Source organism: Pseudomonas sp. 2848, from assembly GCF_003253945.1.
Taxonomy (GTDB): domain Bacteria; phylum Pseudomonadota; class Gammaproteobacteria; order Pseudomonadales; family Pseudomonadaceae; genus Aquipseudomonas.
This window is the reverse complement of the sequence record NZ_QKZD01000012.1, coordinates 71,599-95,872: the sequence shown is the minus strand read 5'-3', so window position 1 is coordinate 95,872 and position 24,274 is coordinate 71,599. Positions and strand designations below refer to the sequence as shown.

The window sequence follows — 24,274 nt, the reverse complement described above, 5'->3', positions numbered from 1 at the left end:
TGGACAAACCGGACTGGCCTGCCAACAGCCCCGGTTTGCCTCGATCACTCAGCCTGTGGCTTCCCCCGCCCTAACCGGGCATGCCACAGATGCGCGGCACCACGACCTCCCAACGCTGGCAGGGGTACTTGTCCCAGTGTTCCTCACTGCCTTCCTCCCGGTAGCGCACGACGATATCAGCCACCTCACATCGCTCGACCGAGAATCCCGGCTCGAAGGCCTTGGCAGTTCGCCCGACCACCTGCCCCCGCTGGTTGAGGATCAGGTAGCTCTCGCCCTGAGGCCTCAGTGTCAGTGGTGCGCCAGGGCGCAAGTCGCGCACCCGCGAATGGATGTCGTCATCTTCTGCATGGCGCCCCACATGGCCAAGGTTGACATCCTTGAGGGTCAATTGCTGATAGCGCCGGTCAAGGGCCGGGTCGTGGCATCCGGCGAAGACCTGACGCGGGATGCTGGCGGGCAGGCAACCGCTGAAGAGGTTGTTCACGGTGAACTCGCACAAGGTCAGGGTCTGCTCGGCACGGGTCATGCCGACGTAGTACAGGCGACGCTCCTCTTCGAGTGTCTCCCGCTTGTCGACCCAGCCCCCGTCCAGGAGCACCACATGGCGGAACTCCAGGCCCTTGGCCGAATGCACGGTTCCCAGATACAGGCCGTTGCCCGCTTGCCGGCGCACCTCGCGCACATAGTCGTACAAGCTCTGGCTGATCGTCGCAGGCTTCACCTGGAGGTCGCCGAACTCGACCCGGAGCTCGTCGAAGGCCGCCTCGAAAAAGGCCGTCGAGTACTCATCGAGCAGCGCCCGCACCCGCTGCCACGCCTGATCGATGGCCAGGGGCTCGGCCAGTTGCGCGAGGCAGTCGACCACCGCCACGAAGTCTCGCTGACGGGTCGGCGGCAGACCACTGTCCTTGTCCGACGCCAGGTGATACGGCACCCCATTGTGTTCGCACCAGGCCTGGACCGCCAGCAGGTATCGGTGATTGCGGGCGAGTATCGCGCAGCCCTGCCAAACACCGTTCTCGAGCACCAGCAGGCGTTGCAACTCCTGCAGCGCGGCTTGGGCCTGGCGGTTGCCGAACGGCCGATCGGCCGGGTCGACAGTCAGGCGCAACACTTGGCCGCAGCGTTGAGGATCCAGCGCCTGCCACTCGCCGCCCTGCGGATCGTCCCGGCGTCGTACGTCGATTGCAATGGGATTGCCGAGCTTCATTCGCTGGCCGTTGAGACCGATCAGGTGGTTGGCCGCCGCGATGATGCAGGCGCTGGAGCGGTAGTTCTCCACAAGGAAGGCTTCCTGCGCCTCGTAGTCCCTGCGGAAAGCCTCAATGTAGCGGTTGTTGGTATCACGAAACGCGTAGATGTTCTGATCGTCGTCGCCCACGGCCATGATGCATGGCCTGGCTTCATCGGACGAACCACGATCGGCCAGGGCGCTGACCAGCCGGTACTGCAGCTCGTCGATGTCCTGGTACTCGTCCACCAGGATATGCCGGTAGCCGCGCAGCAACATCGCGCGCAGGTTGGCACGCGCTTCGTCGAGCTCGTCCTCGGTCACGCCGTCTTCATCGTCGGCGTTCATCACCAGCGAGCCTTCGAGCAGTTTCACCGCGTCCTGCATCAGATTGCCCAGCGTGGTCTCATCCACCTCGTCGCCGCGCTGGAAACGCGTACCCGTCAGGCGCATGGCCAGGCTGTGATAGGTCATCACGCTGACCCCGTAGGCATCGGCGCCCACCAGTGTCAGCAGGCGTTTGCGGATCTCGTTGGCGGCATGACGGTTGAAGGTCAGCGCGACGATGGCGCTGGCAGGCACCCGGCGCACCCGCAACAGGTAGGCGATACGGTGCACGATGACCCGTGTCTTGCCCGAACCGGGCCCGGCGAGCACAAGTCTGTTGCTGTCCAGATCGTCGGTGACGATACCGCGCTGGGTATCGCTCAGGTCCTCGACGATCATTCGCCACGACGCCTCGCTGGTGGAGTACTTGAGCACCGACTCGCGACCGGCGAAATAGTCCTTGAGGAAATCCGCCTTGTCCGCCGTGAAGTAGTCGTCGACCAATTGGTGCGCCACCTTCGGGTCCTGCAGCCAGCACTCGGCGTACTCGCGCATCACATGCACCTGGATACGCTTTTCGCGGTAATGCTCATCGAGGCCCTGGTAGTCGTCCTTGAGAAAGCGACCGCGCTGGGGATCGACCTTGATGGTCATGGCCCGGCGCATCACGGTCATGCCGTGGTTGAGGCTGAATACCTCCTGGCGATGCAGGAACAGCAGCACCCGTTCGACATACCTTTCACGGTTGTCCGCAACCCGGTCGCGCAGCTCCAGGTCCTGCTCGATCAGCCCGACCAGCTCACCGAAGGTGGCTTCGACCAACTGGTTCTTGCCCCGCTTGGAGAGTTTGCGAATCAGGTGGTTCAGCAGCTTCGTGGCGATGATGCCGCGGGTCTCACTGACGGCCTTCAGGCCTGCCCAGCCTTCGGCATGACGGAAACGCACCTTGATGTACTCGTGGCTGAGCTGGCGCATCTCGAAACTGTTGTTGCGCCGCTCGGAAATCGCATCGCGATCCGGCGACAGCCCGCGCAACAGGCGCAACACATGCAGGGGCAGCAGGTTCTTGCGTCCGAGGCGGAGCTTGAGCATCGAGGTCAGCGCCGTCACGTTGATGTCCTGCCATCCCGCGCCCGGCGCGTCGGGCGCTTGCTCGGCCAGGGTATCCAACAGCGCCCGCTCGAGTTCCAGCAACTGCTGCAGCAACTGCGGCGAAGCATCCGCCTGGCCATAGCTGAGCACCGCCGTGAACTGGGTGTCGCTCACCAGCAACTCGCGCTTTTCCAGGTCCTTGAGCACATGGCCGACCTCCTGGGGTTCCAGGCTGGTGAGGTCCACCAGCTTCTGGATATCGATACGCTCTGCGGGGCTGGCCTTGTGCAGGTAGCTCAGGATGGCCAGGTACTCCGCCTGACGACGCTCCGTCAACGCTGATGCGCGCAGCGTGCGCTCGGCCTCCTCAAGCGGCACGTCCACCCTGGAGGCGAAGATCTGCGTGTGGTTTTCTTCTCGTGTCAGATAGCCGCCACGCTCGAGCCAGGCAACCGCTGTGACCACCTTGGTTTCGGCATCCAGGGCATCGGCGTCGAACGAGGTCTGCACGCTGTCGTCCATAAGGATCTCACCCGCCGTGATCACCAGCTTGCCCCCACCTCGCCGCTTCGACTCACCGTTGAGTTTTTTCTGGATCTGCTGGATATCCCGCTGGCTCAGGCAGGCACGCTCGCACAGGCCGAACTGCGTCTCGATGTCCTGCGGGTCGTACAGCAACACACAATGCGCCGGCAACTGGTCACGCCCCGCCCGCCCGGCCTCTTGCAGATAATTCTCCAGCGAGCCGGGAATGTCGGCATGCACCACCAGGCGAATATCCTCCTTGTCCACCCCCATGCCGAAGGCGTTGGTGGCGACGATGGTCTGGATCTCGCCGTTCTTGTAGAGCCCCTGAACCTCGACCTTGTCCGCCGAATCCATCCCGGCATGGAAGTGTCGGCAACTGAGTCCCTGATGCGCGAGAAACTCCGCCATTTGCTCCGCCGCCTTGCGGCTGGCCACGAACACCACCGCCGCGCCAGCCTGTTGCCCAAGGTACTCCTCCAGCAGGCGATGGACCCGCTGCGCCTTTTCGCCGCGATCGCAGCGCATCACTTCGAAGGTCAGGTTGGTGCGCTCGTGGCTGCCGAGGAACTCATCGAACCTGACCCGCAGCACGCGCTTGAAGTGACTGCGAATATCCGCCAGCACCTCAGGCTTGGCCGTGGCCGTGAAGCAGCCGATGGGCGCCGGTTTGCGCGCACCGTGGTACTGGGCGATATAGCGCACGGCATAGTGGTAGTCGGGGCGGAAGTCGTTGCCCCACTTGGACAGGCAGTGGGCTTCGTCGAAGACCCAGCCGCCCACCTCGCGTTGCTCGATGGCGCTGCAGAACGCCTTGTTGCGAAACTGCTCCGGCGACACCAGCAGTATGCCGATGTCCCCCAGGCGGATCTTCTCCAGCACATCCGCGCGCTCGGGCATGTTGAGCAGGCCATTGAACGCCGCCGCGCAGTGCACGCCCTTTTTCAACAGGCCGTCGACCTGGTCCTTCATCAGTGACTGCAACGGCGAGACGATCACCGTGAGGCTGCCAGTGCGGTGGTAGCGATTGAGCGCCGGAATCTGGTAGGTCAGCGACTTGCCGCCACCGGTGGCCAGCACCGCCAGCACATGCTGGCCACGCATGCCGGCCAGGGTGATGTCATGCTGCAGGGGCTTGCCCGACGCCTCCAGGCGAAAATCCGGATAGTTGAAATAGCGCCTGAGTTCATGACGCGGGTCATGGGTGGTGAGGCAGTACTGGCAATCATCGCGGCCACAAGGCACATCGCGCAGTTCGCGGATCAGCGCGCCGACCTTGGGGAACTGATGTCGCACCCAGGGCGCCAGCACCGAATTGCCCCCAGACACCCGCAACCAGGCCAGCACATAGGCCAGCGGCAGGTGCATGTCGGGGTCCTGCAGGTCTTCGGCGAGCAGCTTGCCCAAGCGCGTACGGCACACCTTCAGGTCGCGATTGGCCTGGGCATCGCTCTCCTTCATCTGCTGCTCGATCAGCGGCCCGATTTCTTCTACCGCCACCGAATCCCGGCCGGTCAGCGCCTTGAACAGGCCTGCGGCGTCCTCCGCCGGCGTGGGCGCGAGCAGCGCCTGGTAGCAGAGCAACTCGCCGGGCTCGGTCTGCTGCAACTGGGCAAACGCCTGGCGCTGATCGTTGAACAAAGTGAGGGTGAGGCGGCAGTCGGCCAACGGCGAGTTGAGCGTGTCGCGCACCAGCTTGTAGTCCTTCACCAGCCGGTGGTAGGGGTTGCGCGGAAAGGCCAGTGGCGACAGACGCAAGGTGTCGATGCTCGGCAGGTCGTGCAACAGCATGTTCGACGCCTGCTGACGCAGGATGCGCAGATCGTGGGCAATCAGGTTGTGGCCCAGCAGGTAGTCGGCGCCTTCGGCAAGGTCATCGACCTTGGCCAGCACCTGGGCCAGGTCCTTGTTCACATCGCATTCGACCTCGCTGTCCGGATGCTTGCGCAGCGCACCGACCTTGAAGATCTCCTCCGGCTTGCCCGACCTGGCGGGCTTGACCTCCAGGTCGACGACGAGACTTTTATCCTGGGTAAACGAAAACATTCCTACGCAATCCTTGCCCGAATATTACAGAGGCGCCAGATTACAGGCTAAATGCCATCAGCAGAACCCTGGGCCTCCCCACCCCGTGCCAGTCATGATGCCGGCTTAGACCCCTCTGCCCTGCTCGAGCACTTCAGGCTACGATGACAGCTCGCCCCTCCAGGCCCAGCCACCGCCATGCCCAGAACGAGCAAAGTCACCGACCCGTCCTACGAGCTGATGGACGACCACGAAGGCGCCTCGCTGATCTACCGCCAGCACGGTTTCCCCAGCCCGCTGGTGCGTTGGCACTTCCACAAGGAGTACGAGCTGCACCTGATCGTCGCCAGCGCCGGCAAGGTGTTCATCGGCGACTACATCGGCAACTTCGCCCCCGACACGCTGTTCCTCACCGGCCCCAACCTGCCGCACAACTGGATCAGCCAGGTCGGCCCCGACGAAGTGGTGGGCAAGCGCGACATGCTGGTCAACTTCACCGACCAGGTACTTGAAGACGGCAGCCAGGTGTTCGCCGAGCTCACCCAGCTGGCACCGCTGCTGGCGCGGGCACGCTATGGCATCGAGTTCCGCGACCCGGCACTGATCCAGGAGAGCCGCCAGCTACTGCAATGTATCGCCGACAGCCGCGGCATGACCCGCCTGGGATACTTTTTTATCCTCATGGAACAGCTCGCCGCCTGCGATGACTACCAACTGCTGTCCACCGTCACCTCCTCGCAGCTGGCCGACGAACACAACGTCGAGCGTATCAACCGGGCGGTGGACTACATCTTCCAGCACTACGCCCAGGACCTGAGCCAGAACGAGGTGGCCGAACACCTGGGCATGACGCCGACCTACTTCTCGCGGTTTTTCAAGCAGGCCGCCGGGCGCGGCTTCGTCGAGTTCGTCAACCGGCTGCGGGTGAGCAAGTCGTGCGAGCTGCTGGCCAAGGGCGAGCTGCCGGTGACCGAGGTGTGCTTCGAATCGGGCTTCAGCAACCTGTCGAACTTCAACCGGCGCTTCCTGCAACTCAAGGGCATGACCCCTTCCGACTACCGCAGCCTGGTGACCCAGCGGCTGACCGAGCAGAACCGCGCCTGAGCCTTGGGGCGCGTAGCAGTCCCAGCTCATCCACTGCAAAAAAGTATCAGCCAAGGTGCAGGCAAGGCTTTGTCGGCATCGCCGTGCACGGGTGTAATCAGCGCCGAGCGATACAAAAACAATAAGGGAGTTCACTGATGAACGACTCGATCAAGGCCTGCCTGGCCGCCGCCTGCCTCAGCCTGCCGCTGCATGCCCAGGCCGCCGACACCCTGACCATCGCCACGGTCAACAACAACGACATGATCCGCATGCAGCGCCTGGCCAAGGTGTTCGAGCAGCAGCACCCGGACATCCAGCTCAAGTGGGTGGTGCTCGAAGAGAACGTGCTGCGCCAGCGCCTGACCACCGACATCGCCACCCAGGGCGGCCAGTTCGACGTGCTGACCATCGGCATGTACGAAGCCGCGCTGTGGGGCGCCAAGGGCTGGCTGGCGCCGATGACCGACCTGCCCGCCGACTACAACCTCGACGACGTGTTCCCCTCGGTACGCAACGGCCTGTCGGCCAACGGCACGCTGTACGCCCTGCCCTTCTACGCCGAAGCCTCGATCACCTACTACCGCAAGGACCTGTTCGAGCAAGCCGGGCTGAGCATGCCCGAGCAACCCACCTGGACCCAGCTCGGCGAGTTCGCCGCCAAGCTCAACCACCCCGACCAGGGCCAGTACGGCATCTGCCTGCGCGGCAAGGCCGGTTGGGGCGAGAACATGGCGCTGATCGGCACCGTGGCCAATGCCTTCGGCGCACGCTGGTTCGATGAGCAATGGAAACCCGAGTTCAGCGGCAGCGAGTGGAAGAACGCGCTGAACTTCTATGTGAACACCCTCAAGCAATACGGCCCGCCCGGCGCCTCCAGCAACGGTTTCAACGAAAACCTCGCGCTGTTCAACAGCGGCAAGTGCGCGATGTGGGTCGACGCCAGCGTCGCCGGCTCGTTCGTCACCGACAAGACCCAGAGCAAGGTCGCCGACCAGGTCGGCTTCACCTTTGCGCCCAAGGAAGTCACCGACAAGGGCGCCACCTGGCTGTATTCCTGGGCACTGGCGATCCCCACCAGTTCCAAATCCAAGGACGCCGCCAGAACGTTCGCCACCTGGGCCACCTCCGAGGCCTACGGCAAACTGGTGGCCGAAAAAGAAGGCGTGGCCAACGTGCCGCCCGGCACCCGCGCCTCGACCTACAACGACGCGTACCTGGCCGCCGCGCCATTCGCCAAGGTCACCCTTGAATCACTCAAGCGTGTCGACCCCAACCACCCCACCCTCAAGCCCGTGCCCTACGTGGGCATCCAGCTGGTGACCATCCCCGAGTTCCAGGCCATCGGCACCCAGGTCGGCAAGCTGTTCGCCGCCGCCCTCACCGGGCAGATGAAAGTGGACCAGGTGCTGGCGTCGGCCCAGCAGTCCACCGAACGCGAGATGAAGCGCGCCGGTTACCCCAAGTAACCCCTACCGCCACCAACCGCGCCGAACCCCGGCGCGGTGACCGCCCCTTTTTGCTGCACACGGAGTCGCCATGAACACATCGGCCCTGGACACCCCGAGCCTCGCCACCGCGCGCCCCGGCAAACGCCGCGTCGGCCCCGGCTGGTTCCTGGTCAGCCCTTCGGTGGCGCTGCTGCTGTTGTGGATGATCGTGCCCCTGGGCATGACCCTGTATTTCTCGCTGATCCGCTACAACCTGCTGTACCCCGGCGAAAACCAGTTCGTGGGCCTGGAGAACTTCGCCTTCTTCGTCACCGACGCGGGCTTCGTGCCTGGCGCCCTGAATACCCTGACCCTGGTCGGCAGCGTGCTGGCGATCAGCGTGATGCTCGGCGTGCTGATCGCCGCGCTGCTGGAGGCCGGCGAGTTCTGGGGCCGAGGCGTGGTGCGGGTGCTGCTGATCTCGCCGTTTTTCATCATGCCCACGGTCAGCGCGCTGCTGTGGAAGAACCTGATCTTCCACCCGGTGTCGGGCATTCTCGCCGCCGTGTGGCGCCTGTTCGGCGCGCAACCGGTGGACTGGCTGGCGCACTACCCGCTGCTGTCGATCATCCTGATCGTCTCCTGGCAGTGGCTGCCGTTCGCCATCCTGATCCTGATGACCGCCATGCAGTCGCTGGACCAGGAGCAGAAGGAAGCCGCGCGCCTGGATGGCGCAGGCCCCTTGGCGATCTTCTGGCACCTGACCCTGCCGCACCTGGCGCGGCCCATCGCCGTGGTAGTGATGATCGAGACCATCTTCCTGCTGTCGGTATTCGCCGAGATTTTCACCACCACCAGCGGCGGCCCCGGATACGAGTCCACCAACCTTGCCTACCTGATCTACAACCAGGCGCTGCTGCAGTTCGACGTCGGCATGGCCTCGGCCGGTGGCCTGATCGCCGTGCTGATCGCCAATATCGCCGCCATCGTGCTGGTTCGCATGATCGGCAAGAACCTCACCGCGCGCAGCTGAGGAGCCCGCCATGCTGACACTCAAGCAAACCCGCACCCTGAAGAACGCCCTGCTCGGCCTGCTGTGCTGGGCCATCGCCCTGGTGATCTTCTTCCCGATTTTCTGGATGCTGCTGACCAGCTTCAAGACCGAGCTGGACGCCTTCGCCACGCCGCCGCAGTTCATCTTCGCGCCGACGCTGGAGAACTACCTGCACATCAACGAGCGCAGCGACTACTTCGCCTACGCCTGGAACTCGGTACTGATCTCGTTCTCGGCGACCCTGCTGTGCATGCTGATCGCCGTGCCGGCGGCGTATTCGATGGCCTTCTTCGAAACCCGCCACACCAAGCGCACGCTGCTGTGGATGCTGTCGACCAAGATGCTGCCACCGGTGGGTGTGCTGATGCCGATCTACCTGCTGGCCAAGCAGTTCGGCCTGCTCGACTCGCGCCTGGCGCTGGTCATCGTCTACACCCTGATCAACCTGCCGATCGTCGTGTGGATGGTGTACACCTACTTCAAGGACATCCCCGTGGACATCCTCGAAGCCGCGCGCCTGGACGGCGCCGGCACCTGGCAGGAGATCGTCCGCGTGCTGCTGCCGATCGCCCGCGGCGGGCTGGCCTCGACCCTGCTGCTGTCGTTGATCCTGTGCTGGAACGAGGCGTTCTGGTCGCTCAACCTGACCTCGTCCGCCGCCGCCCCGCTGACCGCGCTGGTGGCCTCCTACTCCAGCCCCGAAGGGCTGTTCTGGGCCAAGCTCTCGGCCGTCTCGACCCTGGCCTGCGCGCCGATCCTGATCTTTGGCTGGATCAGCCAGAAGCAGCTGGTGCGCGGGCTCTCCTTCGGGGCTGTGAAATGACCTGGCTTCGCAATTCCCTTGTGGGAGCTGGCTTGCCAGCGATGGGCCGCAAAGCGGCCCCTTTGCAAGCCAGTGATCCCCACAGACCCACATTCAATCAACCGGCCACCACAGAGGTGACTAGCCATGGCTGACCTGAAAATCCGCAACCTGCACAAAGGCTTCGATGGCCACGCCATCATCAAGGGCATCGACCTGGACGTGCGCGACCGCGAGTTCGTGGTGTTCGTCGGCCCCTCCGGCTGCGGCAAGTCCACCCTGCTGCGCCTGATCGCCGGCCTCGAGGAGGTCAGCAGCGGCAGCATCACCCTCGACGGCGCCGACATCACCGACACCGCCCCGGCCAAGCGCGACCTGGCCATGGTGTTCCAGACCTATGCGCTGTACCCGCACATGACCGTGCGCAAGAACCTGTCGTTCGCCCTGGACCTGGCCGGCGTCGCCAAGCAAGAAGTCACCGCCAAGGTCGACAACGCCGCGCGCATCCTCGAGCTGCAACCGCTGCTCGAACGCAAGCCGCGCCAGCTCTCCGGCGGCCAGCGCCAGCGGGTGGCGATCGGCCGCGCCATCGTGCGCAACCCGAAGATCTTCCTGTTCGACGAGCCGCTGTCCAACCTCGACGCCGCCCTGCGCGTGCAGATGCGCCTGGAGCTGGCGCGCCTGCACCAGGAGCTGGCCGCGACGATGATCTACGTGACCCACGACCAGGTCGAGGCCATGACCCTGGCCGACAAGGTGGTGGTGCTCAACGGCGGACGCGTCGAGCAAGTGGGCTCGCCGCTGGAGCTGTACCACCATCCGGCCAATCTGTTCGTCGCGGGTTTTCTCGGCACGCCAAAGATGGGCTTCCTGCGCGGACACCTGAGCCGTAACCAGGGCAACCAGTGCGAGGTGGCACTCGAATGTGGTGCGCGCATCGCCCTGCCGCTGTGCGCGGGCGAGCTGCATACCGGCAGCCAGGTGACCCTGGGGATCAGGCCCGAGCACCTGAGCATCAGCCCGGTGTGCCAGGGCACGCCGGGCTCGCTGCAGGTGACGGCCGATGTCAGCGAGCGGCTGGGCAGCGACAGCTACTGCCATGTGCGCGCCGCGTCCGGCGAGATGCTCACGGTGCGCGTGCGCGGGGACTTCGCGCCGGGGTTTGGTGAGGGGCTGGAGTTGGGCTTTGATCCGGGCCATTGCCATTTGTTTGATAGCAATGGGCAGGCGATCGACAAGCGCTCGCAGAAGGTGGCCTGAGGTGTTCGCCGAGAGGGTTGTGGCGCCTATGAGATCGAGCGCCGCCCGCGCGGCGCATCGCGGGACAAGCCCGCTCCCACATCTGTTTCGGGCCAGTGAGTCCTGTGAGGGTACCTCTGCCCGCCTTGGCGCATGCCTTGAGACAGGCGGAGCGGCAGTGGTGCCCACACTGAAACCGCGTCGTACGAACAAAGCGGACCAGGTAATGGCCCAGGAGTGATTGGCCCGAAACAAATGTGGGAGCGGGCTTGTCCCGCGATGCGCCGCGTGGGCGGCGCTCGATCTCAATAACGCCACAAGGCTCCCGCCAAGCATTTCGCCGCCATCACGCGATCCAACCTGACCTCGATAAGGAACGCTCCAGCATGAAACTCAACCACCCCAACCTCAACCACCTCCCCCCCACCGTAGCCCGCCCCACCTACGACCCAAGCCAATTGCGCCAGGGCATCGTGCACATCGGCGTCGGCGGCTTCCACCGCGCCCACCAGGCCGCCTACACCGACGCCCTGATGAACCTGGGCGAAGGCCTCGACTGGGCCATCTGCGGCGCCGGCCTGCGCCGCGAAGACCGCGCCATGCGCGATGCCCTGGCCGCGCAAGACCACCTCTACACCCTGTTCGAACTGGGCGACCAGCCCGACACCCAGGTCCGCGTGATCGCCGCGATCAACGGCATGCTGCTGGCCGAGGACGGCGCCGAAGCGCTGCTGGCCAAACTGGCCGAACCCGACATCCGCATCGTCTCGCTGACCATCACCGAAGGCGGCTACTGCATCGACGACAGCACCGGCGAATTCCGCGCCGACCTGCCGCAGATCCAGCACGACCTGGCCAACCCGCAAGCCCCGCAGAGCGTGTTCGGCTTCCTCTGCGAAGCCCTGCGCCGCCGCCGCGAGGCCGGCAGCGGGCCGCTCACGGTGATGTCCTGCGACAACCTCCCGCACAACGGCGACGTCGCCCGCAAGGCCCTGCTGGCCTTCGCCCACCTGCAGAACCACGACCTGGCCCGCTGGATCGACGGCCACGTCAGCTTCCCCAATGCCATGGTCGACCGCATCACCCCGATGACCAGCCCCGCCCACCGTCAGCAGCTGCTCGAACGCCACGGCGTCGACGATGCCTGGCCAGTGGTATGCGAGCCCTTCCTGCAGTGGGTGGTGGAAGACAAGTTCGTCGCCGGCCGCCCAGCCTGGGAGCAGGTCGGTGTGCAGTTCACCGACGACGTCACGCCCTATGAAGAAATGAAGATCAAGCTGCTCAACGGCAGCCACCTGGCCCTCACCTACCTGGGCTTTCTGCAAGGCTACCGCTTCGTCCACGAAACCCTCGCCGACCCACTGCTGCAGCGCTACATGCGCACCTTCATGGACCAGGACGTCACCCCGCAACTGGCCCCGGTACCGGGCATCGACCTGACGCGCTACAAGCACAGCCTCACCGAACGCTTCGCTAACCGCGCCATCGCCGACCAGCTGGAGCGCGTGTGCTCCGACGGCTCGTCGAAATTCCCCAAGTTCATCGTGCCCACCGCCAACCGCCTGATCGCCGACGGCAAGCCCCTGGAGCGCGTGGCCCTGGTGGTAGCCGCCTGGGCCCTGTACCTGCGCGGCGAAGACGAACAGGGCACGCGCTACAGCATCCCCGACCCCCGCGCCGCCGACTGCCAGGCCCGAGTAGCACAGCGCGACGGCCTGGCTGCCCGGGTGCTCGGCGACGAGGCGATCTTCGGCACGGCGATCCCCGCGTCCAAAGCCTTCGTCAGCGCCTTCGAGCGCCTGTACGACAGCTTGCGCGAAGTCGGCGTGAGTGAAACCCTGCGCCAGGTGCTCGGCGACTGACACGGAGGCTTTCGAAATGGATGGACTGTTCCTCGGCATCGACTGCGGCACCCAGGGCACCAAGGCCCTGGTGCTGGACGCCGGCAGCGGCCAGGTGCTGGGCCTGGGCAGCGCTGCCCATGCACCGCCCCAAGGTCGCGATGGCCGGCGCGAGCAGGATCCGGTCGACTGGCTGCAAGCCCTGCGCACGGCAGTGTCCGCTGCCTTGCGCGATGCCGGCGTGGATGGCCAGGCCATTCGCGCATTGGCGGTGTCCGGCCAGCAACACGGCCTGGTGCTGCTCGACGCCCAAGGCCAGGTGCTGCGCCCGGCCAAGCTCTGGTGCGACACCGAAAGCGCGCCCGAGAACGCGGAGTTGCTCGATGCCCTCGGCGGCGCCCAAGGCTCGCTCGAACGCCTCGGGCTGGTCATCGCGCCGGGCTATACCCTGTCCAAATTGCTGTGGACCCAGCGCCAACATCCCGAACTGTTCGCCCGCCTCGCCCATATCCTGCTGCCTCACGACTACCTGAATTACTGGCTGACCGGTCGCGTCTGCACTGAGCCCGGCGACGCCTCCGGCACCGGCTACTACGATGTGCGTCGTCGCGCCTGGGCGCCTGATGTTCTTCAGCACATCGAGCCGGGCGAACGTCTTTTGGCTGCGCTGCCTGAGCTAGTCGAATCCGGCGATTGCATCGGCACCCTGCGCGCGCAGGCCGCCACTGCCCTCGGCCTGAGCCCACAGACCTGGGTAGCCACTGGCGGCGGCGACAACATGCTCGGCGCCATCGGCACCGGCAATATCGCCCCCGGCATGATCACCCTGAGCCTCGGCACCTCCGGCACCCTGGCCGCCCATGCCGACCAGCCCCACGTCAGCGCCCAGGGCGAAGTGGCGACCTTCTGCGCCTCCAGCGGCGGCTGGCTGCCGCTGATCTGCACCATGAACCTCACCAGCGCCTGCGCCCTGGTGCGCGACCTGCTGGAACTCGACCTCGACCGCTTCACTGAGCTCGCCACCCAAGCCCCGATCGGCGCCGACGGCCTGCTGATGCAGCCCTTCTTCGACGGCGAACGCGTGCCCGCGTTGCCCGAAGCCACGGCCAACCTGCACGGCATGACCAGCGCCAACCTGACCCGCGCCAACCTCTGCCGCGCCGTGCTCGAAGGCACCTGCTTCAGCCTGCGTTACGGCCTCGACCTGCTGCGCGCCAGCGGCCTGCCAGGCAGCGAAATCCGCCTGGTCGGCGGCGCGGCGAAAAGCCCATTGTGGCGCCAGACACTGGCCGATCTGCTCGGCCTGCCGGTGGTATGCCCCCAACAGACCGAAGCCGCCGCCCTGGGCGCCGCGATCCAGGCCGCCTGGAGCCTCGGCCGCCAGCTGGGCCAGGGCGACAGCCTCGAAGCCCTGTGCGAACGCTGCGTCGCCCTCGACGAAAGCACCCGAACCCTGCCCCGCCCGGCGCAACAGGCCGAGTACGAGGTTGCTTATCAACGCTACGGGGATCAACTGCCTGCGCACTGAGCGCAGGTATCCTGCCCTTATCTATCGTTCTGGAGAACTGCATGTACCTGGTGTGTGGCGAGGCCCTGTTCGATGTCTTCAGCCTGGAAAACAGCACCCGCAGCAACGAGCTGGGGTTTACCGCGATTGCCGGCGGGTCGCCGTTCAACGTGGCCGTCGGCCTGCGTCGGCTGGGCGCGGCGTCGGCGTTATTTGGCGGGTTGTCCAGCGACTACCTCGGTGCCCGGCTGCGCCGGGTGCTGGAAGAGGAACGGGTGGACTGCCGCTATGTGGTGACCAGCGATGCGCCGACCACCCTGGCGATGGTCGGGCTGGATGCCAATGGCTCGGCGCAGTATCAGTTTCGCGGTGAAGGCTGTGCGGATCGGCAGGTGATGTTGGAGCATTTGCCGGTGCTGAATGAGCGTGTGCGGGGGCTGCATGTGGGCTCGTACACCCTGGTGGTGAAGCCCGTGGCCGATACGCTGATGGCGCTGGTGGAGCGCGAGCGGGACCGGCGGTTGATCAGCCTGGATCCGAATGTGCGGCTTAATCCGCAGCCGGATGTGGCGTTGTGGCGACGGCAGGTGGAGGCGTTTGCTGGGCATGCGCATGTGATCAAGGCCAGTGAGGAAGACATCGGCATCCTCTATCCAGGTCGAGAAGCGCGTGACGTGGCCCGAGGTTGGTTGAACGAACGGTGCCGGCTGGTGTTCATCACCCATGGTGCTCACGGTGCCAGCGTGCATTGCGCGCATGGGTCATGGCAGCGTCCGGCGGATACTTCGTTGCCGGTTAGCGATACAGTGGGTGCTGGTGATACTTTCCAGGCGGCGGTGCTTGCCTGCCTGTCGCGGCTGGGCAAGGACAACCCAACAACGTTGGCGACGCTCGATCGCGCAATGATCGACGCAGTACTGAGTTACGCAATCCGTGCCGCAGCGGTTACCTGTTCACGGTCTGGGCCAGTACTACCGTTCGAACGCGAACTGACGCCCTTGAACTGAGAGGCCGGTTGGCTTCATCGAAAAGGAACAGATTTGCTCAGCCATGCTCAGGCACTGGGCGGGATGCCTCGAGAAGGTTAGCGAAGGTGCCCGGCATCGCGCCATGCTTGAGCATTCCCCTGAAAACCGCATAGACATCGGTTCGAGAGCCATCTTTGCGAAGGGTCGCCTCGTCGTTCAGCCATGCATAGATAATGCTTTTAGGTGCGTCGCAACGGTACTGGAAGAAAAGGCGATATCGATTGGGAAGCCCGGCTTTCACCCTGCGCCAGTGCCGACAATTTTTGCCGAGCGTATTGCCCTGAAGGTAGATCCTGGAACTGGGATCTTCCGGAACGCGCTCCATGATGGAGGTATCGACCTTCTCCAGAAGCTTGAAATGGGGATGCTGATGAAATCCGTTCGGGTCTTTAGCAGCCAGTATCTCAGCTTCGGCAATCAGCGCTTCGAAGCGTCCGAGAAAAAGCGGATGGCCGAACAGCGCCCAGTCGTTGACTATCGTCATCGTCCCTGACGGCATGTCTCAACCCTCTAGCAGCTCGTTACGCTCGCGATTCGTTTGCGCCCGGGCCCGAAGATGCGCCATGCGATTCAGTAACGATGCCGGAATGGGCTGGATACGTTCGGGGTGTTCGGTAATGTCAGCATGCACAAGCTCGAGAAAGGCTCTTTTGGCCTCCTGCGCTTCGCGCTCGGCGGCTAGAAGGGCCACTTTTACCCTTGATTTGGACATGTTTTGCTCCTTCATCCGGACCATGCGACAGCTGCCGCATGTGCGGTCTGACCAAGGGAATGGTACAGCAGAATCGCTTGAGGGAAATCAGGGCCAAGCCCACCGTTACATGTTTCAGAACGGGACTACATACCCTTTGCCGATCAATCGGCACAGGCGCCTGCTCTAACTTTTCACGGACGCTCTGTATTACCGCATCTGAACGCCACAGGCCCTTTGCCATTAGCACAACCGCCCTAATCGACCCTGCTCACCCAGCGCTCGTATAGTCCCTTCTTGATTACAATAACCAGGAAAGGACTCCATGGGTCACAAAACTCCACCCCTCTGCCAATGGCTGGCCATCCTGGCCCTCACCTGCAGCACCCCGGCCCTCGCCGCCCCCGCCTCAGGCGACTACTGGATCATCTACGGCAAAGGGGAACGCTTGCACAACGAGGTCTACGTCGCCGATGCCGCCGGCATCCTGCAAAAGCCCGGCGGGGTGCAATCGGCCCAGGTCATGCAACTGTTTGAAGACCCGGCCTTCCCGACCCTCGCCGCCTACGAGGTGCAGGTCAAATGCAAACAGCGGCAGATCCGCCTGGACAGCGCCCGGGCGATACGCCGCTTCGACGGCGCCGTGCGCGATGTGAAAACCAATGCCAAAGACTGGGCCGCACCAAAGGACTACTGGTTGCAGCGCACCTTCGCCTTCGTCTGCGCCCCCGATAACCGCGCGCGCAACCAGATGCTGTCGATCGGCAAGATGCCGGCGGCGAAGATGGTCGCCACCATCCAGGCCATGTTCATCCAGTTGATTGGCGTGCAGGCCAACAGCCAGGCGGTGCAGGAGCTGGACGACATGCTGGCGAACACCCCACGATGAGCACACGCCATCTGCTGATCCTTGGCCTGTTGCTGCCTGCGCTGGCCGGCTGCATCCCGACCCTGCCAGAGCTGATGGCAGGCAACCAATGGCAAGGGCGCGACGCCAAGCAGGCCATCGACTTCTTCGGCCCGCCCATGCGCATGGAGCCGTTGCCCGACGGCGGTGGGGTGCAGTTGGGCTGGTACCGCGATACCACCTACGTGCAAAAGGAGGTGGTCGGCAGCACCGCCGAGATGCAAGGCAACGTGATGGTCCACACCAATTACTGGGACGACGTGGCCCACCCTGGCGGCTGCACGATCCTGATGTCGGTGAACAAGGCGCGGCAGATTAACGATTTCTCCACCAAGGGCCGCTGTAACGGGGTGAACCTGGCACCATAGCGACAAGGCGAAACACAAATCCTGTGGGAGCGGGCTTGCCCGCGAACACCGGCGCAGCCACATCCACCACTTGGCCTGCTTCGTAGCGAGCTGGAGGCCTACCCTGCCAAATCAACCCCGCTCAACGCCGCGGTATCCGATCCTGCTCAGCCACCGTGCCATTTAGCCGCCTGAGCATGGCCATCAGATTCCCATGCAACCCCGTACGCGTAGGCCTACGCCCAGCCAGTTGCTGCTGAATCAAGTAGCCCGGACCGTTGTAGACCTCTTCAAACGTGCCGTCCCGGTTCATGCGGATACCGAGGTAATAGTCAGGCACGTGGTGCACGGGGAATGTCAGTGTGGTGCCGAAGGTGGTCTTGATCTGCACATTACGCCCCGCATCACAAAGCGCATCGTGATGCCTGGTGAGCCCGTCATTGAGCGTCAGCCTGTACGCCAGGCTCGCCACCACCTCGCCGATATCGCCGACCAACCTGCCGTCCAGGGTAAAAGGCTTGCCAGGATAGGCCGCCTGCAGTTGCCCGACAGCGGCGAAGAGATCGTGCAGTGCGTTTTTGATCTTCAGTTCGATGGTCGCATCCATGGGCGGGCCTATAGCTGAAAGCGGTGTCGTCGGCGGTACAGCGCACAACCTTGCTCAGTGGCGCTGGATTAGTGCAGCTGAATATTCCCTCACAACGTCAGAATGGGAAAGCGCCCAGGCAACATTGCCTTGGCGATGTACTCAATTCACATCCTGGGCCAACGCCTTGGCCATGCCACTGAGGTAATGCACCGCCGTCAACAGCATAGGCAGACGATCAGTCTCCACCATCGCCAGATCACTGATCTTGTGCACCGCACACATCAGCACGGTCGCCTGCTCCACCGCATGGTCCAGCGGATGCCCCGCCACCACTCGGAACAGCGGGTATCGCACACCACCTCCCTGTCATCGCCTAACTTAGTTCAGACAGTCTTACCGGTATGGTGATGCTCAACCATTAAACCATTGATGCGATGCTTACCTACACAATCCATGCGGTAGTTATCACCTGTTCGCGGTTAGGCATAGACCTACCATTTGCCCACGAACGCTGTAACACGCTTCACCCCACCCTCATAAAATCGGGTGCCACGGGTGATAGTTATCGAAATGCCGGCTTATGCAGAAGCCACAAAAGTTAGTGATTTAACTTGAGCATGCGGCTCGCTACAGGTAAGCGGCGTTGAAGGTATTGTTGTGAAAAATCAGATTTTGCCCCTTCCTTGTAGTCCATTTCCCAAAGATACTCTCTCCGCTGATTTTCCGTTGCACGCGCCAACAGTGAGCTCTAGTCTCGGCATGTCGTTGCTATTCAACGACCGGGTTTAGCCGCCCGACATCGTCAGACACCACAGCCGTGCAATGCCGAGTAATCGACATCTGCGCCTTTATGGCGGCTGTACGTGGGGCACCTTCGGGTGCGCCGGGTGCCTGACGTCCCGGTCGGCTAACCCGCGTACAGCTGCCACCTATTCGTTTAGCCGCGTTAGGTGGTTGCTCCATCACGACAGGAGCCACACCATGCTTAAGATCGTTCCCGATCCCCCTCACAGTTTGCTCACCCTTGAAGATACTCTGATCCAGGCCACTGATTACGCTCTGTGTGCGGAGACAGTTGTGCAACAGGCATTGTTATTACAGCCCAAGTCGCCGGTGTCGATTCTGATGATGGCGTCGATGCATGAGATAGAGGCGCTTAAAGCATTGCTTGAGTCTGCACTGATCCAGTTACAGGTGCCTAGCGGCCCCAGCCCCTCTAGTAATAGCCAATAATTTACTGACTAGCATAGCGCTGTCGCGGAAACATTATAAAAATGCCTACAACACTTCGCAGAGTGTGAAAGCGAGCTGTTTATAGGAGCTGACCAGACTAGACAGCAAGAATTTGAAGGAGATCGAAAAATGTGCTCAGACGACACCAAGTTCACAGTAGGCAAGACCACCTTCTACCAAGGGGAAAATCAGACCCAACCGCTGTTCCGCATCGAAGCCGGAATCCCTTGTCAGCATGCCAGAGAACAGGCTTCCGAGTTGCTGGGCTGCGCACGGGACTTGACCGTCGACGGTGTGATGGAAGACAAACCTCAGCTGATCTGGGCATCTCACTACCTTTGCGCCTTGGCCAAAGCCTTACTCGACGATGCCGAGCTGGGCATGATGTATTGAAATTTTAGGCTGTTACGGGCTTATCATGTACAACAAGTACGCTTGCACTTCTAGCCTAGTACAAAAGTGCCAGCTCTCGGACCATGCTGCGTTGAAAACAGGCTCGGATGCTCATTGGCAACCAGCGCAATTCGCTTCCTTGCCTGTTTTTTGCCTGATCGCGGCTCGGCTGCTTTCCGTAAAAAACTAATAAACTAGCACAAAATATCGCTGCGATATAGCTTGAGACTTTTAACGCACTCTCGAGAACTGGATATCGACAATTACACCCTACTATTCAAGCATTCCTGAACATATTTAGCACATTCCATGGGTGACCTCATAATATCGGGACCACTAATACGCAAGCTTTTTATTCCAATCCGTTCTAATTTTTCGTCAATCGCTTTATCTTTCGCGATAGCTTCCTCTGACGAATGATATGCTACCGAGTCGCAAAACACTGCTAATTTATTGCTCTCAAAGTAGAAATCAACCTCAGTGATCTTTTTTGCAAAAGCCTTACTTCTTCTCCCATCCCTCCACATTTCGTGCAGTAGAGGAAATGTCGATCCATCTGGAAAAATCATAACTTGCAGTTGCGGGCGTAGCCCGAGGGCCCCCATTCCTTGCAAAAGAAATAGTTCGATCGGAGAGTCGCACCCCCAGATCTTTCTGGGCTTTGTTTTTTTGAAATGTTTAAAATAGTGCTCGCAGCGAAAGTCCTGATAATCCTTTAACAGCGCATTACGAGCGCCGAGGAGGCCAATGCAACTCGCCGGAAGCAGAACATCTTTTCGATCATACTTCGACGAAACGAAATAAGAGTTATACACGATACCAACGACATCAGTATGCATACCTTTCGGCACTGCCATGGCCCCCTTTACAAATAAGCCAAAAGCATTCGAAAATGGGTTATATCCCATATATCGCGGAAAGCCATCGCGAAGGGTTTCCAGATCAAGTGCATCTATAGTACCTGGCCCAGTATGCTGCGGGCTTCCACGCTTTTGAGCGGGCCGTAAAGAAATGTGATATGGCAAGCCTACCAATTGCCCGTCAATTCTATCAAATGCGTAACAGCTGACGACAATGTTTACCATTTGAAAATCATCACCACGCTTACCGTAGAATTTTATCACCTCTTTCGGTGGATTTATGTCAAACTCACCGCCCATAAGGCTTAGGATTTTCCCTTCTACAGGCTGACTACCAATTAATTCACGCAAGTCGTGCGCCAGAAACTCCCCAGTGGAATGCTCGAGTTTTATGATGAAATTTTCGTCAGGAAAATCAGTGTAGTTGGGGAGCACCTCCAGTTCCTTTGGTCGATTTTGAATGTCACCTGCTTCATCTTCCATTGAATTGTCCTTAGTACCTATGGCTGCACCAAGCCCTTTGGATGTTAAGGTTCTTACTACAATCACTTGGATCGCCCCTGTGGAAACAGCTACAGAAAACCAAGAAAAAACAACTGCAGATTTTAACTAAAAATACGCTTTCTTCCCTTTAAGGTACTTAACTTTTCAATTTAGATCAAGCCAAGTCAGCCCGAATCTAGTTCTTGCGCTCATTCAGGTGCTTTGCTCACTTGCACTAACCCTCCATGGCTGGCCTATCCGTACGTTTACCAAGCTAAAGCAAACTCCCAATCCTGATAACTACTGGGAGAGCATTACCAACCCGTACCATACTTCTATCAACACGATCGCTAATTAGCTTGAGTACCTACATCAACCGTTCAGCTTAACAAGAAAGCTAAGAGGGACTATTAACCTTACATTTCAGCTCAGAATCAATAATTCTTAAAAGCTTTTCTTTAATTAAATTCGTAGTCCGCGGCAAAAAAGGAAGTCCACCTATTTCCACCTGAGAAATACTTTTGTAAAATTTTTGCACCTGGTAAGCCGCTTCGTCTGGAAGCGGAAACAATACGACTGCGCCTTGTACGACTCCAGTTATGTATTCGTCGGGGCGCATTGGATGCGGAATAGCAATTGCATCTCGATATCGATGCATGGTATTTATATCCTCAACAGTAGGACCAGGCCCGCCATATTGCTCCACGTACTCTCTATCAAACTGCAACCGATACTTAGCATCAAATATATAGAATCGATTATCGCTTGCAATTTGAATTACATTATCAGGCTTCTGCGCGATAGTTGGCAGTCTATTAAACAACCTATTGTATATAACATAAACATTCTGACCAGTCGGACGATGCAAGAATCGCATTGCAGCTGTGACCCCCTTCGCCAACGTGACAGTAGTTCTGAAGCGAGAAACCTTAACTATAGATTGCTCTTCCAATTCAAACTGCTCGCAGAGCAACTCGACAATTTTCAAAAAACACCAATACTCATAAAGTAGTGCCGTATCCTTCACCCCAATAGGAACTATATTTCCGGTAAATGAAAGCCCGCCATTTAGCAATCTAGCTATCTTATCGATGCGAGAATAAGCCGAATGTTTGTGGAAGACCATTGAATTTGGCCGTAACAGAGTTCCCTCACCGACGAGAGCAAGGAATGGTGCTTTTAGAGCTGTCTCTAAACGCCGTTCCATCCCATTCAGCTCCACACGAATGGATTCAAAGAATCGCCTCTCTGAATCTTTTTCGCCATCCTCATCAGCAGTTTGATGTACGCGGGACAAAGTTCGGACGTTTCGATAAGTCGCTTTCAACAATCCCTTGTAGTAGCGATTTTCAGGGGTATCGAAGGTAGTGGCAGTCAACTCTTCATCAATCTTACACGGGAGGGCGATATTCAGTCGCGGAATTACAGTCCCTCCATTGCCCCGGCGCAATGCACGTGAGATCGAATGGCGAGAAAGCTTGCGTGCTTGTTCCGTCTTTCTCTTAACTATTTTACTGGTCAATGCACTATGCGGCTTTCTGGCTACCGCATTAGTCAACTTAATTAACTCCTCAAAGTGCCCTTTAAGCAAGGCAAACCACTCCACCAGTGTAGGTCGGTGGTTTCGATCTGGGGCCGCAAGGCTATAGCTCTTAGCGTTCGCCGTCATAGCCAAGTTACGAAGTATCCTGGATACATCATCACGCATCAAAACGTAGTCAGTCCGGTAGTCGACTTTCCGAGAAAACACTTCTATGCGAAGAGTTACAACACCTTCTGGTGTATTTATGCGAATGTCGGCAAAGCCGACATTATTTCGGAAATTTATGACGTAGTGTTCAGAACTCGGGCGGATTCGACGAGCCTCCGCTCCTGGGGGCAGCAGAATGCTTACATCCGACGACTTTTCAAGATGGATGTCGTAAGCGACTTGCTCAAAGAATAGCGGCTCAATTAATTGACCTGAGGTCGAGGCCACCAATTGTTGGGATGTACGCTCCAGCGTCCGCATGCTGGAGAGAACGCCAGTTACTGCGACTGAGAATTGCGGAATGACATCAATGAAGGGAGGCAATTCTGGAAGTTTCCCAACGATTTCCAGCCTCCAGCCCACGCCATCTGCTTCTAGGAGTAGCGGCATCACGTACCCCAGTAATGTGTCGCACCATCAACATCGAGGAGGCTGGTCATGCGCTCCGTTTTTTTTTGGCTCCGAGTGAATGGTCCAAGGAAAGTTTGAGCCCCCGCGTTGCCATCACTTGTCCGTTCGTGCTTGAGCCAATCTGTAAGCGTCGACAGCGCATCCGCCAATTGGTCACCACTGCCAGAAATTTTTGGCAGCACTTTCTGAAGCAAGCAGAAGTCCAACGCAGCATTGGCGCTTATGATGTCTTCCAATCCAAGCTGTTTCCAAAAATGTAAGTACAACAACACTGCGTCGCGAGTGCGATAGCCAAATTTTATGCCGGCCGGAGAGAGGATGTTCTGAACCTCTTGAAGTAAGCCGGCCACTTCATCGAATAGTGCTTGACTGTTCTGATAAGCCTCCTGAATTGAGATAGGATTCTTAGCATCAATGATCAAATCGGCAAGCTTCGAAAAGTCCTCCTCGGCAGTCACAGTAAAGCTTGCAAAGGAGGTTAAGTCTGGATCGTCGAATTCAATCGTAAACGCACGATCAAGAACTTTTGGACTGAATGAGTGTGTCGTCTCATCCATATTAGCGGTCCCGATAACACGTAAATTATGGGGCAGGCCAATATTCTCCAAATAACTATACTTGTTCAGCGGCTCTGTTGGGATTTTTGGCAGTTCAATCGGCAATGAATCTGTAACGATTGCACCTGCGTCCCGCCGTCGGGTCTCCGCGATGCTGAGAAAATCGCTGAAATAATGTTCAACTGGCGCGAGGTTCATCTCGTCAAGCAGCGTGATTGTAAGAGTTGAAGGGTTTTCTTTGGCTGTTACTAAACTGGTGATTAGTGCTCCTTCGATGTACTCGGAGGGGCAAAGGGTTGGCACATAACCGAACAAGTCGCTGTTGTCTGACCACTGCGGCTGAACCGGGACTAACTTGAACTCGGACTTTGCATATTTTGCGAATTTTCGTGGCAGCAAGCTCTTGCCTGTACCTGAAATACCGGAGAGGATCACCAATGGGCTCACCATCATCGCCAAGTAAAAATTAGCGAGTTCTGCAACCGAAAATGCATAACCTTCGGACTCAATCTTCGATTGAAGCCGAATTAGCAGGTCACTTGCTCGAGTTGAATTGGCTAGTGAAAGTGGCGTGGCTGGAGCTTTACGACTTACAAGGCTGGGACCGAAGCGATACTCCGCTGTCGAGCTGCCATTACGCGCTTCGGACTGGGCCTTGGCCATAGCACCAGTTTTTTCCAACAACCCCTCCTTCATCAGTCGCTTTGGTTGATGTGGGCGAGCGGTACTGGGGATCTGGACACCTGGGCGAATATTTTGCCATATCACATCTGCGGGAAATTTAAAGTCCGGCCCCTGCTCGGTGAACATTTTTTTTATGGCTTCGCGTGCCAGCTCTGTAACTTGGTCGTTGGTAAGAGACATTT

20 protein-coding genes are annotated in these 24,274 nt (G+C 60.0%); 12 read left to right on the top strand and 8 right to left on the bottom strand.

Going from position 1 to position 24,274, the window contains the following annotated elements; genetic code table 11:
- Positions 1 to 70: 70 nt before the first annotated feature.
- Positions 71 to 5,224: a RecQ family ATP-dependent DNA helicase gene (locus DFS21_RS22010; protein WP_111533115.1), complete on the bottom strand. Its 5,154-nt coding sequence runs from the start codon at positions 5,222 to 5,224 to the stop codon at positions 71 to 73.
- 177 nt (positions 5,225 to 5,401) lie between these two features.
- Between DFS21_RS22010 and DFS21_RS22005 the strand changes: the two genes are divergently transcribed.
- The 8 genes from DFS21_RS22005 to DFS21_RS21970 all read left to right on the top strand — a co-directional run bounded on the left by DFS21_RS22005 (position 5,402) and on the right by DFS21_RS21970 (position 15,166).
- Entirely contained in the window at positions 5,402 to 6,307 is a 906-nt protein-coding gene (locus DFS21_RS22005) for an AraC family transcriptional regulator (RefSeq protein ID WP_110698234.1), read from the top strand.
- A 137-nt stretch (positions 6,308 to 6,444) separates the two neighbouring features.
- Complete coding sequence (locus tag DFS21_RS22000) at positions 6,445 to 7,755, top strand: sugar ABC transporter substrate-binding protein (protein WP_111533114.1); 1,311 nt, start codon at positions 6,445 to 6,447, stop codon at positions 7,753 to 7,755.
- Positions 7,756 to 7,825: 70 nt separating this feature from the next.
- Positions 7,826 to 8,749 carry a carbohydrate ABC transporter permease gene (locus DFS21_RS21995; protein WP_111533113.1) on the top strand — a complete coding sequence of 308 codons (924 nt, stop codon included), beginning with the start codon at positions 7,826 to 7,828 and terminating at the stop codon, positions 8,747 to 8,749.
- A gap of 10 nt (positions 8,750 to 8,759) precedes the next feature.
- Entirely contained in the window at positions 8,760 to 9,593 is an 834-nt protein-coding gene (locus DFS21_RS21990) for a carbohydrate ABC transporter permease (RefSeq protein WP_046856056.1), read from the top strand.
- 126 nt (positions 9,594 to 9,719) lie between these two features.
- Positions 9,720 to 10,832: an ABC transporter ATP-binding protein gene (locus tag DFS21_RS21985; protein WP_111533112.1), complete on the top strand. Its 1,113-nt coding sequence runs from the start codon at positions 9,720 to 9,722 to the stop codon at positions 10,830 to 10,832.
- Positions 10,833 to 11,197: 365 nt separating this feature from the next.
- Positions 11,198 to 12,673, top strand: a complete 1,476-nt coding sequence (locus DFS21_RS21980) for a mannitol dehydrogenase family protein (protein WP_111533111.1) — start codon at positions 11,198 to 11,200, stop codon at positions 12,671 to 12,673.
- A 16-nt stretch (positions 12,674 to 12,689) separates the two neighbouring features.
- Complete coding sequence (gene xylB / locus DFS21_RS21975; RefSeq protein ID WP_111533110.1) at positions 12,690 to 14,180, top strand: xylulokinase; 1,491 nt, start codon at positions 12,690 to 12,692, stop codon at positions 14,178 to 14,180.
- 41 nt (positions 14,181 to 14,221) lie between these two features.
- Positions 14,222 to 15,166 (top strand): carbohydrate kinase, encoded by a 945-nt coding sequence (locus tag DFS21_RS21970; RefSeq protein ID WP_111533109.1) that lies wholly within the window; start codon positions 14,222 to 14,224, stop codon positions 15,164 to 15,166.
- A 37-nt stretch (positions 15,167 to 15,203) separates the two neighbouring features.
- Here the strand turns inward: DFS21_RS21970 and DFS21_RS21965 are convergent, their stop codons facing one another.
- Positions 15,204 to 15,671, bottom strand: coding sequence for a type II toxin-antitoxin system YhaV family toxin (locus DFS21_RS21965; protein ID WP_256591494.1), 468 nt, complete (start codon positions 15,669 to 15,671; stop codon positions 15,204 to 15,206).
- 18 nt (positions 15,672 to 15,689) lie between these two features.
- Positions 15,690 to 15,899: a hypothetical protein gene (locus DFS21_RS21960; RefSeq protein ID WP_110698248.1), complete on the bottom strand. Its 210-nt coding sequence runs from the start codon at positions 15,897 to 15,899 to the stop codon at positions 15,690 to 15,692.
- Between the two features lie 304 nt (positions 15,900 to 16,203).
- Here DFS21_RS21960 and DFS21_RS21955 point away from each other — a divergent pair, with 304 nt between their 5' ends.
- Together DFS21_RS21955 and DFS21_RS21950 are read left to right on the top strand one after the other, a co-directional pair.
- Positions 16,204 to 16,767, top strand: coding sequence for a hypothetical protein (locus tag DFS21_RS21955; protein WP_110698251.1), 564 nt, complete (start codon positions 16,204 to 16,206; stop codon positions 16,765 to 16,767).
- Positions 16,764 to 17,153 (top strand): hypothetical protein, encoded by a 390-nt coding sequence (locus DFS21_RS21950; RefSeq protein ID WP_110698253.1) that lies wholly within the window; start codon positions 16,764 to 16,766, stop codon positions 17,151 to 17,153. The genes DFS21_RS21955 and DFS21_RS21950 overlap by 4 nt, the downstream gene beginning before the upstream one ends.
- A 121-nt stretch (positions 17,154 to 17,274) precedes the next feature.
- Here DFS21_RS21950 and DFS21_RS21945 read toward each other — a convergent pair whose 3' ends face one another.
- Positions 17,275 to 17,739 carry a hypothetical protein gene (locus DFS21_RS21945; RefSeq protein ID WP_111533107.1) on the bottom strand — a complete coding sequence of 155 codons (465 nt, stop codon included), beginning with the start codon at positions 17,737 to 17,739 and terminating at the stop codon, positions 17,275 to 17,277.
- A gap of 141 nt (positions 17,740 to 17,880) precedes the next feature.
- Positions 17,881 to 18,075 carry a DUF3077 domain-containing protein gene (locus DFS21_RS21940; RefSeq protein WP_111533106.1) on the bottom strand — a complete coding sequence of 65 codons (195 nt, stop codon included), beginning with the start codon at positions 18,073 to 18,075 and terminating at the stop codon, positions 17,881 to 17,883.
- Between the two features lie 627 nt (positions 18,076 to 18,702).
- Here DFS21_RS21940 and DFS21_RS21930 point away from each other — a divergent pair.
- Positions 18,703 to 18,954, top strand: a complete 252-nt coding sequence (locus DFS21_RS21930) for a hypothetical protein (RefSeq protein WP_111533105.1) — start codon at positions 18,703 to 18,705, stop codon at positions 18,952 to 18,954.
- A gap of 129 nt (positions 18,955 to 19,083) precedes the next feature.
- Entirely contained in the window at positions 19,084 to 19,347 is a 264-nt protein-coding gene (locus DFS21_RS21925) for a DUF3077 domain-containing protein (protein WP_111533104.1), read from the top strand.
- A 263-nt stretch (positions 19,348 to 19,610) separates the two neighbouring features.
- Here the strand turns inward: DFS21_RS21925 and DFS21_RS21920 are convergent, their stop codons facing one another.
- From DFS21_RS21920 to DFS21_RS21910, 3 genes are all read right to left on the bottom strand, one after another.
- Positions 19,611 to 20,690, bottom strand: a complete 1,080-nt coding sequence (locus DFS21_RS21920; protein ID WP_111533103.1) for an endonuclease domain-containing protein — start codon at positions 20,688 to 20,690, stop codon at positions 19,611 to 19,613.
- Between the two features lie 397 nt (positions 20,691 to 21,087).
- Positions 21,088 to 22,830, bottom strand: a complete 1,743-nt coding sequence (locus DFS21_RS21915; RefSeq protein WP_111533102.1) for a DUF2357 domain-containing protein — start codon at positions 22,828 to 22,830, stop codon at positions 21,088 to 21,090.
- Positions 22,830 to 24,272: an McrB family protein gene (locus DFS21_RS21910; protein WP_111533101.1), complete on the bottom strand. Its 1,443-nt coding sequence runs from the start codon at positions 24,270 to 24,272 to the stop codon at positions 22,830 to 22,832. The genes DFS21_RS21915 and DFS21_RS21910 overlap by 1 nt, the downstream gene beginning before the upstream one ends.
- Between the last annotated feature and the right edge of the window lie 2 nt (positions 24,273 to 24,274).

Excerpts from the sequence above, each read along its gene's own strand:
- DFS21_RS22010 (WP_111533115.1), bottom strand. The coding sequence starts at position 5,224 with ATGTTTTCGTTTACCCAGGATAAAAGTCTCGTCGTCGACCTGGAGGTC.
- DFS21_RS22005 (WP_110698234.1), top strand. The coding sequence starts at position 5,402 with ATGCCCAGAACGAGCAAAGTCACCGACCCGTCCTACGAGCTGATGGAC.
- DFS21_RS22000 (WP_111533114.1), top strand. The coding sequence starts at position 6,445 with ATGAACGACTCGATCAAGGCCTGCCTGGCCGCCGCCTGCCTCAGCCTG.
- DFS21_RS21995 (WP_111533113.1), top strand. The coding sequence starts at position 7,826 with ATGAACACATCGGCCCTGGACACCCCGAGCCTCGCCACCGCGCGCCCC.
- DFS21_RS21990 (WP_046856056.1), top strand. The coding sequence starts at position 8,760 with ATGCTGACACTCAAGCAAACCCGCACCCTGAAGAACGCCCTGCTCGGC.
- DFS21_RS21985 (WP_111533112.1), top strand. The coding sequence starts at position 9,720 with ATGGCTGACCTGAAAATCCGCAACCTGCACAAAGGCTTCGATGGCCAC.
- DFS21_RS21980 (WP_111533111.1), top strand. The coding sequence starts at position 11,198 with ATGAAACTCAACCACCCCAACCTCAACCACCTCCCCCCCACCGTAGCC.
- xylB (WP_111533110.1), top strand. The coding sequence starts at position 12,690 with ATGGATGGACTGTTCCTCGGCATCGACTGCGGCACCCAGGGCACCAAG.
- DFS21_RS21970 (WP_111533109.1), top strand. The coding sequence starts at position 14,222 with ATGTACCTGGTGTGTGGCGAGGCCCTGTTCGATGTCTTCAGCCTGGAA.
- DFS21_RS21965 (WP_256591494.1), bottom strand. The coding sequence starts at position 15,671 with ATGACGATAGTCAACGACTGGGCGCTGTTCGGCCATCCGCTTTTTCTC.
- DFS21_RS21960 (WP_110698248.1), bottom strand. The coding sequence starts at position 15,899 with ATGTCCAAATCAAGGGTAAAAGTGGCCCTTCTAGCCGCCGAGCGCGAA.
- DFS21_RS21955 (WP_110698251.1), top strand. The coding sequence starts at position 16,204 with ATGGGTCACAAAACTCCACCCCTCTGCCAATGGCTGGCCATCCTGGCC.
- DFS21_RS21950 (WP_110698253.1), top strand. The coding sequence starts at position 16,764 with ATGAGCACACGCCATCTGCTGATCCTTGGCCTGTTGCTGCCTGCGCTG.
- DFS21_RS21945 (WP_111533107.1), bottom strand. The coding sequence starts at position 17,739 with ATGGATGCGACCATCGAACTGAAGATCAAAAACGCACTGCACGATCTC.
- DFS21_RS21930 (WP_111533105.1), top strand. The coding sequence starts at position 18,703 with ATGCTTAAGATCGTTCCCGATCCCCCTCACAGTTTGCTCACCCTTGAA.
- DFS21_RS21925 (WP_111533104.1), top strand. The coding sequence starts at position 19,084 with ATGTGCTCAGACGACACCAAGTTCACAGTAGGCAAGACCACCTTCTAC.
- DFS21_RS21920 (WP_111533103.1), bottom strand. The coding sequence starts at position 20,690 with ATGGAAGATGAAGCAGGTGACATTCAAAATCGACCAAAGGAACTGGAG.
- DFS21_RS21915 (WP_111533102.1), bottom strand. The coding sequence starts at position 22,830 with ATGCCGCTACTCCTAGAAGCAGATGGCGTGGGCTGGAGGCTGGAAATC.
- DFS21_RS21910 (WP_111533101.1), bottom strand. The coding sequence starts at position 24,272 with ATGTCTCTTACCAACGACCAAGTTACAGAGCTGGCACGCGAAGCCATA.